At 71.5% G+C, this 13,213-nt stretch carries 11 protein-coding genes; 5 read left to right on the top strand and 6 right to left on the bottom strand.

Going from position 1 to position 13,213, the window contains the following annotated elements:
* Window positions 1-2: 2 nt before the first annotated feature.
* Complete coding sequence (locus tag ACFSDF_RS16435; protein ID WP_167250307.1) at window positions 3-1,172, bottom strand: hypothetical protein; 1,170 nt, start codon at window positions 1,170-1,172, stop codon at window positions 3-5.
* A gap of 195 nt (window positions 1,173-1,367) precedes the next feature.
* Between ACFSDF_RS16435 and ACFSDF_RS16430 the strand changes: the two genes are divergently transcribed.
* Window positions 1,368-2,357: an Ig-like domain repeat protein gene (locus tag ACFSDF_RS16430; protein ID WP_167250305.1), complete on the top strand. Its 990-nt coding sequence runs from the start codon at window positions 1,368-1,370 to the stop codon at window positions 2,355-2,357.
* Between the two features lie 27 nt (window positions 2,358-2,384).
* On the opposite strand, the gene ligA is transcribed toward ACFSDF_RS16430, so the two are convergent.
* The gene (ligA, locus tag ACFSDF_RS16425; RefSeq protein ID WP_182397096.1) at window positions 2,385-4,550 is read right to left on the bottom strand and encodes an NAD-dependent DNA ligase LigA; all 2,166 of its coding nucleotides are present in this window, start codon (window positions 4,548-4,550) and stop codon (window positions 2,385-2,387) included.
* 65 nt (window positions 4,551-4,615) lie between these two features.
* Between ligA and ACFSDF_RS16420 the strand changes: the two genes are divergently transcribed.
* The gene (locus tag ACFSDF_RS16420) at window positions 4,616-5,251 is read left to right on the top strand and encodes a class I SAM-dependent methyltransferase (protein WP_167250303.1); all 636 of its coding nucleotides are present in this window, start codon (window positions 4,616-4,618) and stop codon (window positions 5,249-5,251) included.
* Here ACFSDF_RS16420 and ACFSDF_RS16415 read toward each other — a convergent pair.
* From ACFSDF_RS16415 to ACFSDF_RS16400, 4 genes are all read right to left on the bottom strand, one after another.
* Complete coding sequence (locus ACFSDF_RS16415) at window positions 5,238-7,595, bottom strand: Ig-like domain repeat protein (protein WP_377158345.1); 2,358 nt, start codon at window positions 7,593-7,595, stop codon at window positions 5,238-5,240. The two genes, ACFSDF_RS16420 and ACFSDF_RS16415, sit on opposite strands and share 14 nt — an antisense overlap.
* A gap of 73 nt (window positions 7,596-7,668) precedes the next feature.
* Window positions 7,669-8,625, bottom strand: coding sequence for a uroporphyrinogen decarboxylase/cobalamine-independent methonine synthase family protein (locus ACFSDF_RS16410; protein WP_377158343.1), 957 nt, complete (start codon window positions 8,623-8,625; stop codon window positions 7,669-7,671).
* A gap of 38 nt (window positions 8,626-8,663) precedes the next feature.
* Window positions 8,664-9,782 (bottom strand): tRNA 2-thiouridine(34) synthase MnmA, encoded by a 1,119-nt coding sequence (mnmA, locus tag ACFSDF_RS16405; protein WP_377158341.1) that lies wholly within the window; start codon window positions 9,780-9,782, stop codon window positions 8,664-8,666.
* Window positions 9,782-10,990, bottom strand: a complete 1,209-nt coding sequence (locus ACFSDF_RS16400) for a cysteine desulfurase family protein (RefSeq protein WP_377158339.1) — start codon at window positions 10,988-10,990, stop codon at window positions 9,782-9,784. The genes mnmA and ACFSDF_RS16400 overlap by 1 nt, the downstream gene beginning before the upstream one ends.
* Before the next feature lie 64 nt (window positions 10,991-11,054).
* On the opposite strand from ACFSDF_RS16400, the gene ACFSDF_RS16395 reads away from it, so the two are divergent.
* The 3 genes from ACFSDF_RS16395 to ACFSDF_RS16385 are packed head-to-tail and all read left to right on the top strand — an operon-like array spanning window position 11,055 to window position 13,193.
* Window positions 11,055-11,477 (top strand): hypothetical protein, encoded by a 423-nt coding sequence (locus ACFSDF_RS16395; protein WP_377158337.1) that lies wholly within the window; start codon window positions 11,055-11,057, stop codon window positions 11,475-11,477.
* Window position 11,478: 1 nt separating this feature from the next.
* The gene (locus tag ACFSDF_RS16390; protein WP_167003813.1) at window positions 11,479-12,318 is read left to right on the top strand and encodes an aldo/keto reductase; all 840 of its coding nucleotides are present in this window, start codon (window positions 11,479-11,481) and stop codon (window positions 12,316-12,318) included.
* Between the two features lie 2 nt (window positions 12,319-12,320).
* The gene (locus ACFSDF_RS16385; RefSeq protein WP_377158335.1) at window positions 12,321-13,193 is read left to right on the top strand and encodes an LLM class F420-dependent oxidoreductase; all 873 of its coding nucleotides are present in this window, start codon (window positions 12,321-12,323) and stop codon (window positions 13,191-13,193) included.
* Window positions 13,194-13,213 lie beyond the last annotated feature (20 nt).

Here is a 13,213-nt window from a genome sequence, read left to right as displayed (position 1 = left end):
GGTCACCGGACCTGACGCACCGACGCCATCATGCTCGCGTCCGCACCTGTCGAATAGATCGCGAGCTCGAGCGAGTACCCCGCGAAGTCGCCTTCCTGACGTTCCGCGGCGGCGGCAACCCACGAGGACCCGGCCTCGTCGCTGAGACCGAGCCCGACCAGCTCGAGACCGAGGGCGGCGCGGGCCTGCTTCTCGTCGAGCGGGGTGTCGTACGTCGCGCCGCGGACCGACAGGTTCCAGCTGGTCGACGTCTCGTGATCCATCCCGAGGACGTGGACGGACGTGCGGCCGTCGTCCTTCTCGCACGAGATCGACTCCGCGTCGTCCTTCTTGCAGGTGAACCCCTTGGCCGCCAGCGTCGGAGCCAGCGTGGCGGTGGTCCCGGGCGACGGCCCGGCGCCCGGGATCGCCTCGGCACCCTCGGAGCGGATCTGGAAGCCGTCACCGTACGCGGTGAAGGTGGCGGCGGTGCCGAGGTCGTCGGGACCGAGGTCGGTGTCTGCCGCGGCAGCGGCGGTCAGCTCGTCGCCCAATCCGTCGAAGAGCGTCTCGCCGACGGCCTGCGCCGCGACCGCGGTGACCGCCGCGGGATCCGTGACGAGGTAGGCCGCGAGGTCCACGTTCGTGACGACGCCATCCGCGAGGTCGACACGAAGCGTCGCGCGCTGCGGGTCCTCGCCGGCAACGAAGGAGTGGCAACGCACGAGAGCGCCGGCCACCGTCGTGTAGCAGGACCAGCCTTCCTGCGCCTCCAGAGCGGCCGTCAGGTCACCGACAGCCCTCTCCGTCATCGGTTCGCCCCCTCCATCGGACCCACCAGCCTGACGCGAAGCCGACGAAACAGGCTCGGTCGAGTCCGAGTTCGGGTCCGAGCTCTTGTCGATGACGCTGACCCCGACCACGACCGCGGCGACGATCAGGGCGAGCGCGACCGCTGCTCCCACGACGAGGAGGACGAGGTTGCGTCGCCGGTTGCTGCCCCCGTTGCCGCCGTCGGGCGACGGTGGGACCCACTGCGGGGCGCCGTACGGGGACTGCTGCGGGTAGCCGCCGGGACCCTGCGGACTCCAGTGCTGCGGCGTCGGGGGAACCTGGGGAGGTGGCGGCCCCCAGCCCTGCGGAGGAGGCCCGTACGGCGGGACGGGCGGTTGCGGGCCGTTCGGGTGCGACATCGGTCCTCCGGGGAAGGGTGGCGCTCCATTGTGGACAGTCGGTGGTCGCGCGCCGCACCCGGGATCGCCAGGGCGAGGTCACGACTTCGGCCGCCCACGACGCGTGACAAACCGTGCAACCCAGCAGTAACCTCACGTTCGCATGCGCCACGGGGCGCCCCCGCCCCCGGCGCCATCGTCTTGGGAGGGACAGACATGCGTAGGCCCGTCGTCGCCGCACTGGCGACCGCCGCACTCGTCACCGCCGGACTCGCAGGCGCACCCGCCGCGAATGCCGGCAGCCAGGTCGTCCTGCCGATCACCGGCACGACGTCGCTCGCCAACCCGCTCGCCGGTGGCGCCGTCCTCGATATGCCCGCTGGAGCAAAGCTCACCGGCGACTTCGACTTGTTGCGTGACCCGTTGCTCGTCGGCGACATGGTGATCCCGCCGATCACGGCAAAGGTGCGCGCCCTCGGCATCCCCGTCCTGGGCGACACGACCTCGACCGTCGTGCTGGAGCCGGTCGGCAAGACCGAGGCACGGGCCGGCGAGGGCGGCATCGTGACCGCAAAGACCAGCTTCCGGATCGCGCTGCCGGAGGTCCGGAGCGACCTGCCGCTCGCCGACAAGCTCAACCTCGGCGGCCCCGACTGCAAGACGGACGTCATCACGACCACGCTCACGAGCACCGAGCCGCTCAGCCTGACCGAGGCCTTCCCGATGAAGGCCACGTTCACCATCCCCGAGATCACGGGGTGTCCGAAGGTTCTCACGATCCCGCTGAGCAACTGGGCGCTCAACACGCTGATGGGCGGTGAGGGCAACACCCTCGACCTCATGGTCGGCCCGATCACCACCGTCCCCGGCCAGAACCCGGCCCCCGCCCCCGCCCCCGCCCCGAAGCCGGTCGCCGTCACCAAGTCGGCGTCGACGGTGAAGGCGACCGCCAAGAAGATCGCGTACGGCAAGGCCGGCAAGGTCAAGGTCGCCGTCCGCTCGTCTCGCAAGGCGTCCGGCACGGTCCGCGTCTACAAGGGCAAGAAACTGCTTGCCACCAAGCGGCTCGCCAACGGCAAGGCGACCGTCACGCTGCGCAAGAAGGCGCTGAAGGCCGGCAAGCACCGGCTGCGCGTCGTCTATGCGGGCAGCTCCACCGTCCGCGGGTCCAACGGCAAGGTCGTCGTCCGCGTCGTCAAGCGCTGACCCTCGAGACGCTGCGGGCGCCTGGCCTCAGGCGTCCGCAGCGTCGCCGTCCGCAGCGTCGTCGTCCACCGCTGGCGGCCCGTCACGCAGCAGATCGACGAACCCCTCCTCGTCGAGGATCGTCAGCCCCAGCTCCTCGGCCTTGGCCGCCTTGGAGCCCGCTGCCTCTCCGACCACCACGAAGCTCGTCTTCTTGGAGACCGACCCGGCGGACTTGCCACCGCGCGCCAGGATCGCCTCCTTGGCCTCGTCCCGGGTGAATCCCTGGAGCGAGCCCGTGACGACGATCGTCATGCCTTCGAGCGTCCGGGTGATCGACTCGTCCCGCTCGTCGGCCATGCGCACGCCGGCGGCCGCCCACTGCTCGACGATCTCGCAGTGCCACGGAACCGTGAACCACTCCGCCACCGAGGCGGCGATCGTCGGGCCGACCCCGTCGACGGCGGCGAGCGTCTCGGCGTCGGCCGCGCGGATCGCGTCGATGCTGCCGAGCTCGGCGGCCAGCGCGCGAGCGGCGGTCGGCCCGACATGGCGGATCGACAGCGCGACGATCACCCGCCACAGGGGCTGCTGCTTGGCGTTGCCGAGGTTGTCGAGGAACCTGCGCCCGTTGGCCGACAGCACACGATCGTCCGCACCGGCCTCCTTCTCAGCCTTCTTGGCGGCGCGGGTGAACAGCGGGACGCGCAGCAGGTCGGCCTCGTCGAGCGCGAACAGCCGCCCCTCGTCCTCGAGCACCTCTGCGTCGAGCAGGGCGCTCGCGGCCTCATAGCCCAGCACCTCGATGTCGAGCGCACCCCGGCTGCCGACGTGGAACAACCGCTCGCGGAGCTGGGCCGGGCAGTGGCGCGTGTTGGGGCACCGCAGGTCGGCGTCGCCCTCCTTGGCGGGTGCGAGGTCAGTCCCGCAGGACGGGCAGGTCGTCGGCATCACCCACGGCTCGGCGTCGTCCGGACGCAGCGCGAGGACGGGCCCGACGATCTCCGGGATCACGTCACCGGCCTTGCGCAGGACGACGGTGTCGCCGGGGCGGACGTTCTTGCGGGCCACCTCGGACGCGTTGTGCAGCGTCGCCATCTCGACGGTCGAGCCGGACACGAACACCGGCACCATCACGCCGTACGGGGTGACCCGACCCGTCCGGCCGACGTTGACGCGGATCTCAAGGAGCGTCGTGTTGACCTCCTCGGGCGGGTACTTGTAGGCGATCGCCCACCGCGGCGCCCGCGAGGTCGAGCCGAGCGCGCGCTGGAGTGCGATCTGGTCGACCTTGATGACGATGCCGTCGATGTCGTGCTCGACGTCGTGGCGGTGCTCGCCGTAGTAGCTGATGAACTCCTCGACCTCGCCCATCGTCGGGAGGACCTTCATCCGGTCGCTGGTCGGCAGCCCCCAGGCGGCCAGCGCGGCGTACGCCTCGGACTGCCGCTCGGGGACGTAGCCCTCGCGGTCGCCGATGCCGTGGCAGACCATCCGCAGCGGGCGCGTCGCGGTGACACGCGGGTCCTTCTGGCGCAGCGACCCCGCGGCGGCGTTGCGGGGGTTGGAGAACGGGGTGTTGCCGGCTTCGCTCCAGGCGGTGTTGAACTCCTCGAACGCCTGCGTCGGGAAGAAGATCTCACCGCGCACCTCGAGCAGCGCGGGCACCGGGTGGTCGTCAGAGGGTGTCAGCCGGTGTGGGATGCCCTCGATCGTGCGGACGTTCGCCGTGACGTCCTCGCCGACCGTGCCGTCGCCGCGTGTCGCCGCTCGTACGAGGCGACCCTGCTCGTACGTCAGGTTGATCGCGAGTCCGTCGACCTTGAGCTCGACCAGGAAGTCGCTCTCGGTCCCCGCCTCCTTCTCGACGCGCGCGCCCCAGGCGGCGAGCTCCTCGAACGAGAAGCAGTTGTCGAGGCTCTCCATGCGGCGGCGGTGGCGCACGGCCGAGAACGCCTCGGAGACCGTTCCTCCGACGGTCTGCGTCGGTGAGTCCGGGGTCCGCAGCTGGGGGAACTCGTCCTCGATCTCGCGCAGCTCGACCATGTGGCGGTCGTACTCGGCGTCGGAGATCGTCGGGGTGTCGTCGACGAAGTAGCGGGTGCGTGCCTGCTCGATGGTCTCGCTCAGCTCGGCATGGCGCGCCCGCGCGGCGGCCTCGTCGGGCGGGCTCTCGATGGGCTGATCCGTATCGGGTTCATCCAAGCTGGGCACGGGCGACAATCTACCCCTGGACACCGACACGGGTCCGAGGAGAATGGGGGCCGAAGGAGGCGCCCATGGGCTGGTATCGCGAGCACGTGGTCCCCCGCATCGTCGACGTCGCGTGCGGCACGAAGAACACCGACCCCTCCCGCGAGCGCGCGTGCACGGGACTGTCGGGCGACGTGGTCGAGATCGGGTTCGGGAGCGGCCTCAACACCCGCTTCTACCCACCCTCCGTACGCTCGGTCGCCGCCGTCGAGCCGGCTGACCTCGCGTGGCGGCTGGCGCAGCCACGCGTCCAGGCGTCCACGGTCCCGATCCGGCGGGTCGGGCTCGACGGCCAGGCGCTGCCGCTGGCGGACGACTCGTTCGACGCCGCGCTGAGCACGTGGACGATGTGCACGATCCCGGATCTCGACGCCGCCCTCGCCGAGCTGCGGCGCGTCCTACGTCCCGGTGGCACGCTCCACTTCGTCGAGCACGGCCTCGCCCCGGACGAGTCCGTACGCCGCTGGCAGCACCGCCTCGAGCCGGTCCAGAAGCGGGTCGCCGGCGGCTGTCACCTCACGCGCGAGATCGTCGACAGCATCACCGACGCCGGGTTCGAGGTCGCGGAGGTCGACAGCTTCTATGAGGAGGGCGCGCCGAAGTTCTTCGCAGCGCTCTCGGTCGGCGTCGCCGTCAACCCTCCCGCCGTCACCGCACCTTGAGCGTGAGCGTCTTGGACCGGTACGGGAGGACGTAGCCGTTCGGGTCGATCTGCACCCGGAGCTTCTGGGTGCCCTTGCGCGAGGTCGGGATGCGGATCGTGACCTTGTTGTTGAGCTTCTTGGTCATCTTGGCCGAGCGCAGCACCTTGCCACCCCGATAGACCGAGACCCGTCCGGTGATGCGCGAGTAGCCCGGCGCCGTCGCTTTCACCCGGAGGACGACCTTCTTGCCGCGCTTGACCTTCTTGGCGCTGAGCTTGCGGGAGACCTTGAGCTTGGCCTTGTGGATCGTCGCCGCCTTCGAGATCGTCGGCGCCGCGTGAAGGTTGGCGGACCCTCCGTACGAGACCGTCACCGTACGGCGCTTGGTGCGGTTCGCGGGCAGACGCACGTCGGCGTAGCCGCCGGACAGCGCCTTCTGGCCCACGACCCTGCCGCCCTCGCGGACGACGACGGTCCCGGTGGGATGCTGGCCGTTGGCGGCCGCACGCACGCGCAGCACCGGCTGAGCCCGCCAGCGCGGCACGCCCACGTACGAGGCCGAGAGGGCGCTGCGTCCCTTCGCCACCGCAAGGGTCGCCGCGCTCGTCGCCGACGACGGCGCGATCGCGTAGTGGCCGTCGTACCGGGCGACGAGGCGGTGCGTCCCGGCGGCGAGGTCTCGGCGCAGCCTCACCGTGGCGGTGGAGAAGTCTCCCGTCGACGACATCGCCACGGTCGCCCGTCCCATGACCGTCGAGCCGGACAGGATCGTCACCGTTCCGCGCGGCTTGACGTTGGCCCCGTTCACCGTGACGCGCGCCGTCACCTGGTCGCCCGAGGTGACCGAGGTCTTGTCGTACGTCGCCGACGTGGTCGTCGCCGCGCGGACCACGGAGACGACGAACGTCCCGCTCTGCCCCCAGGCGACCGCGGCGTCGCCGCTGTAGAGCACGGCCAGGCGGCGCGCGCCGGCGTACATCAGCTTCGGCAGCTTGATCGACGCCTTGCCGGCCGCGTCGAGGGTGGCCTCGCCGAGCACGTCGCCACGCTGGGTGTCGAAGATCTGGACCGAGCCCGTCGGGACCCGGCCGGCGGCGGTGACCCCGACGGCGACGTCCGTGCGGTTGCCGCCGACGGTGTAGGTCGTCGGGACCGCCGAGGCGGTGATCGTCGGCTTGAGCCCGGAGTTCTTCATGACGGCGTTGACCCTGGTGCGGATCGTGCCCATCTTGGCGTAGAGGTTGCGCCCGGGGCAGGCCGTCTGGCCGACGTCGCGGTGGCCGACGATCTTGGGCTTGACGACCTTCTTGCCCCTGTTGGTCGTGAACGTCCGGGTGCCGGTCGGGACGACGTGGTTGAGCGAGAACTTCCAGGCGATGACGCGCGAGACGGTCTCGACGACCGCCGACGAGGCAGCGGCCGACTCGAAGTTGCCGAGGACCGAGACGCCGAAGGTCGTGGTGTTGTTGTTGAGCGCGTGTGCACCCACCACGTTGCGGGTCAGACCGCCCCAGCGGCCCTCCCACGCCCGGCCCCACTTGTCGACGACGACGTTGTAGCCGATGTCACGCCACTTCAGCGCCTTCACGTGGTAGGCGTAGATCGCCCGGATGACCGAGGGCACCTCGGCCTGCGTATAGGAGTTGGAGCCGGCTGTGTGGTGGACGACCGCACCCTGCACCTTGCCGTAGTCGGGCGCGGACTTGTCGCGGATCCGCTCGTCGGCACCCCACGTCGCGCGCGAGCGGATGGTCGGCATCGGCGTCGCGGCCTCCGCAGCGGCGAGCGGCTTCGCCTCCTTGGTGGTCGTGCTGCCGAGGTCGAGGAGATCGACCTGGACGTCCGCAGGGGCGTCGCCGTCGGACGTGGCGACCTTCACCTGGACGGCGTCCGACGGGCCGACGATCAGCGGGGCGGTGCCGGCGCGGGCCTTCGCGGCCTCGCGGGTGCCCGGGTCAGGGCCGTCGTCGGAGACGTCGTCCAGCCTGTACCAGTCGGTCCAGCCCGACTCCTCGCGCGTCCGGACGTACGTGAGGACCTCTCCCTCGACCGAGCCCGTGTCCCAGGTGACACCGGCGACGCGGAACTCATCGGTCGGCAGCTTCGGGGTGTCGACGGCGGTCGCGACCTCACGGGTGGGATCAGGCGCGGGCGTCCCGTCCTGGGCAAGCGCACCCTCGACCGGTGGCTCGGTGCTCGGTCCCTGCGCGCCGTCGACCGCGTACGAGGCGAGCGTGTGGCGATGCGGATCCGGTGTCGTGCCGACCACCACCGTCTCGCTCCACGAGATCACCGGGATCGCGACGAGCCCTGCCACCGCCAGTGGCAGCACGGCGAACGCAGTCTTGATCCGAGACGTCATAGGGGGCCCCCAAGCCAGTGTGTTCCTCCAGGCAGGGTACGTGAGGCGCGCCGCTCCGCGACTCGGAACGGCGTCAGAGGTGTGCCGCGTCCGCGAGCACCTTCAAGATACGTCGTGCCTGGTCAGGAGGGCTTCCGGCCAGCCCGCAAATGGGCGTGAGCACCGCCCTGGGGATCACGTCGGCGTCACCGAAACCCAGGGCGGCGAAGAACGCGTCGGCCGTACGGCGCAGCGCGCTCGGATCGAGATGCGTGTCGGGAATACCCGGCCAGAGGTCCACGCCCGTCTCGAAGACGGCGGCGAACGCGTCGTACGACCGAGGCGCCACGAGCCGGAGGTCGAACGAGACCGCCTCGAAGCCCGCCCCGCTCAGGAGGGTGACCGGGATGTCGGAGGCACAGCTGTGCACGACCGGACGGCCTCCTGCGCCGCGGATCTCGCGGACGACCTCGCGAAGTGCGGCGTCAGCCTCCGGCTCGTGGATGCGGCGGTGCCGACCGATCCCGCTGGCGGTGGGGATCTGCCCGTCGAGGACGGCCCGTACGCCCGGCTCGTCGACCTGGACGACGACCGAGGCGCCGGCGACCCGTCGCCCCACCTCGAGGACGTGGGCGCCGATGCCGGAGGCCAACGACTGGGCGAGCTCGCGGCGCGCACCGTGGTCGGCGAGGACGCGGTCGCCGCGCGGTCGCTCCATCGTGGCAGCGAGGGTCCACGGGCCAGGGACCTGGACCTTGAGGTCGCCCTCGTACCCCTGCAGCTCCTCCTCGAGGACGTCGAGGTCCTGCGCGAGCAGCGACCGTGCCCGGCGCTGGTCGTGCCCCGGGTTGTCGGTAAGCCGCCACCCTGCGGGCTGGAGGTCGGCGCCGATCCCATCGAGCAGGGCCGCGCCGCGCCCGATCATGCCCGCACCGTCGCCGCGTGCAGGGAGCTCGGGCAGGAAGGGGAGGTCGGGGCACGTCTCGGCGACGAACCGCACGACACCCCGGAAGTCCTCCCCCGGCATCGATCCGACACCGGTGGCTCTCATGCGTGCTCCTTGTTGTTGTCGCGCGAATGCCCCACCGGTCACCGCTCGGTTGCGGAAGCGGTGGCGTCGGCGCGGGTCGTCGCGGCGATGGTCGCGGACCCGACGACGCGCGTGCCGTCGTACAGGACAGCCGCCTGGCCGGGTGCGATCCCGTACGCGGGGTCGTGAAGGGTGAGGTGGACGCGATCGCCGTCGTCGCGGCGTTCGACGCGTACGGTCGCGCGGTGCTCGTCGCCGTGCGCGCGCAGCTGGACCGTGCAGTCGACCTCGCCCTCGGGCGGCGTGCCGCACCACAGCGGCCGGATCCCCTCGATCACCCCGACCACGAGGTGCTCGCGCGGACCGACCGTCACGGTGCCGGAGACCGGCTCGATGTCGAGGACGAAGCGCGGCCTGCCGTCGGCGGCGGGGTGCCCGAGCCGCAGCCCGCGGCGCTGCCCGATCGTGTAGGCGAAGGCGCCGTCGTGCGCGCGCAGGACCTCGCCGGCCTCGTCGACGATCACGCCCGGCTTCGTGCCGAGCTTGTCGTGGAGCCACCCGGGGGTGTCACCGTCGGCGACGAAGCAGATGTCGTGGCTGTCGGGCTTGTGGGCCACCTGGAGCCCGCGACGCTCGGCCTCACGGCGTACCTCGTCCTTGGTGTCGGTGCCCAGCGGGAAGAGCGAGTGCGCGAGCTGGTCGGCAGTGAGCACGCCGAGCACGTACGACTGGTCCTTGGCGTGGTCGGCAGCGCGGTGCATCGCGACCACGCCGTCGGCCCCGGTCTCGAGCCGCGCATAGTGCCCGGTGACGACGGCGTCGAACCCGAGCGCGAGCGCCCGGTCGAGGACGGCGGCGAACTTGATCTTCTCGTTGCAGCGCAGGCACGGGTTGGGCGTACGGCCGGCGGTGTACTCGGCAACGAAGTCCTCGACGACCTCGTCGTGGAACTCGTCGCTCATGTCCCACACGTAGAACGGGATGCCGATGACGTCGGCGGCGCGGCGGGCGTCGTTGCTGTCCTCGATCGAGCAGCAGCCGCGGGCGCCGGTCCGGTAGGACTTCGGGTTGCGCGAGAGGGCGAGGTGGACGCCGGTCACGTCGTGGCCCGCGTCCTTGGCGCGCGCGGCGGCGACGGCGGAGTCGACCCCGCCGGACATCGCGGCGATGACGCGCATCAGGCCCTCGCCCCGACCCGGGCGGCGGCACGCGCCCGCTCGTACACACCGGGGAGGGCGGTGAGCAGGCGGTCGACGTCCGCCTCGGTGCTGGTGTGGCCGAGGCTGAAGCGCAGCGAGCCGCGGGCCGCGAGCTCGTCCATGCCCATGGCGAGAAGGACGTGGCTGGCCTGAGGGACACCCGCAGAGCAGGCCGACCCCGTCGAGCACTCGATGCCCTGGGCGTCGAGCAGCATGAGCAAGGAGTCGCCCTCGGCTCCCGGGAACGTCACGTGGGCGACGTGCGGGAGCCGGTGCTCAGGCCCCGCCTCGGGGTCCCCGTTGACGACCGCCTCCGGGATCGCCGTACGGAGCCCGTCGACCAGGTGCATACGCAGGGTCTCGAGGCGCGCCGCCTCTTCGTCGCGACGGCCGACGGCGAGGTCGAGGGCGGCCGCAAACGCGGCGATCGCGGCGGTGTTGAGCGTGCCGGAGCGCAGGTCGCGCTCCTGCCCGCCGCCGTGCAGCAGAGGGACGGCGTCGAGCTCACGGCGGACGATGAGCGCGCCGACCCCGGTCGGCCCGCCGAGCTTGTGAGACGAGACCGTCATCGCGTCGAGGCCGCTGGCGGCGAAGTCGACCGGCAGGTGCCCGATCGCCTGGACGGCGTCGCTGTGGACGGGGATGCCGTAGTCGGAAGCGAGGGCGACGATGTCGGCGATCGGCTGAACCGTCCCGACCTCGTTGTTGGCCCACATGCAGCTGACGAGCGCGACGTCGGCGGGATCGCGCTCGAGCTGCGCGCGGAAGGCGTCGACGTCGAGGCGGCACCGCCCGTCGACCACCGCGAGGTCGGCGACGGCGCCCTCGTCCTTGGCGAGCCAGGTCAGCGGGTCGAGCAGCGCGTGGTGCTCGACGGCCGAGGCGATGACACGGCGACGGGCGGGATCGGCACTGCGTCGCGACCAGTACAGGCCCTTGACGGCGAGGTTGTCGGCCTCCGTGCCGCCGGACATGAAGACGACCTCGCTCGGACGGGCCCCGATCCGGTGCGCGATCAGCTCGCGGGCCTCCTCGACCGTACGCCGGGCGGCGCGTCCGGAGCCGTGCAACGACGAGGGGTTGCCGCCCTGGAGCATCGTCGCGTTCATTGCCGCGATCGCCTCGGGAACCATCGGCGTGGTGGCCGCGTGGTCGAGGTACGTGATCGGAGTCGGCACGGAAGTCATGACGAATCCAGACTAGTCGCCCACCTGTCGTGTGCGTACGGCCGCCGGGTGCGAGGGTGGGCAGATGAAGCACCTCCCCACCGGGCGGATGCGCCGGCACGAGGACCACGCGGACATCGTCTACACCCGGATCCTCCCGGCAGCGCCCACCGACGCATGGGACCAGGCGATGTCCCCTCCCCCGTTCGGCGACGAGGAGGCGACCGTTCTGACGACCGACCGTCCCGAACATGCGACGGTCCGCATCGGCGACGGCGGGCCGGTGATGGACGTCTATCTGCGCGAGCGCGACGACGGTGCGACCGACATGCAGCTGGTGCTCCACGACGTCGATGCTGCGATGCTCGGTGAGCGCGGGCCTCGCGGGGACTACCTGCTCGACCGGCTGGTCGCCCGCATGGCCGACGAGGTCGAGCCCGCTTGGGACTCCTACTACCCTGCGGGTCGGGCGTACTACGAGACGCTCGCCGCCAGCGACGAGGAGTGAGATGAGCACGACGTTCGACATCGACGGTGTGGGCACGGTCAACCGGCTCGGCTTCGGAGCCATGCGCATCACCGGCCCCGGAATCTGGGGAGAGCCCGCCGACCGTGAGGTCGCCCGGACGGTCGTACGGCGCGCCGTCGAGCTCGGCGTCGACTTCATCGACACCGCCGACTCGTACGGGCCGTTTGTGAGCGAGGAGATCATCGCCGAGGCGCTGGCGCCGTACGCCCCGGGCGTGGTCGTGGCGACCAAGGCCGGCCTCGTACGGACTGGTCCGGACGAGTGGTGGCCCGTGGGCCGCCGCGAGTACCTCCAGCAGCAGGTCGAGATGAGCCTGCGCCGCCTGCGCACCGACGTCATCGACCTGTTCCAGCTGCACCGGATCGACACGAAGACGCCGCGCGCGGAGCAGTTCGAGACCCTCGCCCAGCTGCGCGAGGACGGCAAGGTGCGGGCCGTCGGGCTGTCGCAGGTCACCGTGGCCGACATCGAGGAGGCGCGGTCGTACGTCCCGGTGGTGACGGTCCAGAACCGCTACAACCTGGTCGACCGCTCGTCGGCGGACGTGCTCGACTACTGCACCGAGCACGGCATCGGCTTCATCCCGTGGGCACCGGTCGACGCCGGCGACCTCGCCTCGCCGGACGGGCCGGTCGATCAGGCGGCGAAGGCGTACGACGCCACGCCCGCACAGGTGGCGCTGGCGTGGCTGCTGCAGACCTCGCCGGTGATGCTGCCGATCCCGGGGACGGGGTCGGTCGCGCACCTGGAGGAGAACCTGGCGGCCGCTGAGCTCGTCCTCGACGCGGCGACCGTGGCCGAGCTCGACGCGGCGGCCTAGGCATGGACGTCTCGCTGCACCTCCCGCGCTTCGACGTCCCGGGAGGTGCAGCGGCGATCGCGCCGACGTACGCCGAGGTGGGCGCGATCGCGGACGGCGGCGGTCTGCGGGCGCTGTCGGTGATGGACCACTACTTCCAGATGGAGCACTACGCCGGCGGTGCGCCCGACCCGATGCTCGAGGCGTACACGACCCTCGCGTTCCTCGCGGCGCGGACGGAGCGCGTGGGGTTGCAGGTGCTCGTCACCGGTGTCCCGTACCGCCACCCCGGGCTCCTCGCGAAGATCGTCGCGTCGCTCGACGTCCTCAGCGGAGGCCGGGCGGGTCTCGGCATCGGCGCGGGCTGGTACGAGCGCGAGCAGCGTGGGCTCGGCGTGCCCGTGTGGCCGGCGGGCGAGCGGCTGGCGCGGCTCGAGGAGACGCTGCAGATCGTGGTGCAGATGTTCGGCGACGACGACGGGCCGTACGAGGGTCGCTACTACAGGCTCGCTGAGACGCTGTGCTCCCCGAAGCCGCTCGGGCCCGTGCCCGTGATGGTCGGCGGAGGCGGCGAGCGCAAGACGCTGCGGCTGGCGGCGCAGTACGGGGACGCGTGCAACCTGTTTGCGCAGCCGGGGTACGGGACCGACGGCGTCGCGCACAAGCTCGCCGTCCTGCGCGAGCACTGCGACGCGGTCGGGCGACCGTACGAGGAGATCCGCAAGACGATCCTCTGGAACGGGCCGGTGCCGTTCGACGGTGCGTTCACCGACACCCTCGCCTCGTACGCGGAGGTCGGCTTCGACGAGGTGTTCGTGATGCCGCTGGAGCCGGACCTGGTCGCGTTCGCGCGCGGGGTCGTCGAGCACGTCGTGGAGCCCGCGGCCGGGTTGTAGGCGTTGGCCCGGGGCCCTCG

It is taken from the genome of Mumia zhuanghuii, assembly GCF_042681565.1.
Taxonomy (GTDB): Bacteria; Actinomycetota; Actinomycetes; order Propionibacteriales; family Nocardioidaceae; genus Mumia.
Note: the sequence above shows the minus strand (reverse complement) of the source record. Positions and strands in the feature narration are given on the sequence as shown.

What these genes read in the sequence shown, in the direction of transcription:
- ACFSDF_RS16410 (WP_377158343.1), bottom strand. Translation starts at nt 8,625, where the DNA reads ATGAGAGCCACCGGTGTCGGATCGATGCCGGGGGAGGACTTCCGGGGT.
- ACFSDF_RS16400 (WP_377158339.1), bottom strand. Translation starts at nt 10,990, where the DNA reads ATGACTTCCGTGCCGACTCCGATCACGTACCTCGACCACGCGGCCACC.
- ACFSDF_RS16395 (WP_377158337.1), top strand. Translation starts at nt 11,055, where the DNA reads ATGAAGCACCTCCCCACCGGGCGGATGCGCCGGCACGAGGACCACGCG.
- ACFSDF_RS16415 (WP_377158345.1), bottom strand. Translation starts at nt 7,595, where the DNA reads ATGACGTCTCGGATCAAGACTGCGTTCGCCGTGCTGCCACTGGCGGTG.
- ACFSDF_RS16420 (WP_167250303.1), top strand. Translation starts at nt 4,616, where the DNA reads ATGGGCTGGTATCGCGAGCACGTGGTCCCCCGCATCGTCGACGTCGCG.
- ACFSDF_RS16390 (WP_167003813.1), top strand. Translation starts at nt 11,479, where the DNA reads ATGAGCACGACGTTCGACATCGACGGTGTGGGCACGGTCAACCGGCTC.
- mnmA (WP_377158341.1), bottom strand. Translation starts at nt 9,782, where the DNA reads ATGCGCGTCATCGCCGCGATGTCCGGCGGGGTCGACTCCGCCGTCGCC.
- ACFSDF_RS16435 (WP_167250307.1), bottom strand. Translation starts at nt 1,172, where the DNA reads ATGTCGCACCCGAACGGCCCGCAACCGCCCGTCCCGCCGTACGGGCCT.
- ACFSDF_RS16430 (WP_167250305.1), top strand. Translation starts at nt 1,368, where the DNA reads ATGCGTAGGCCCGTCGTCGCCGCACTGGCGACCGCCGCACTCGTCACC.
- ACFSDF_RS16385 (WP_377158335.1), top strand. Translation starts at nt 12,321, where the DNA reads ATGGACGTCTCGCTGCACCTCCCGCGCTTCGACGTCCCGGGAGGTGCA.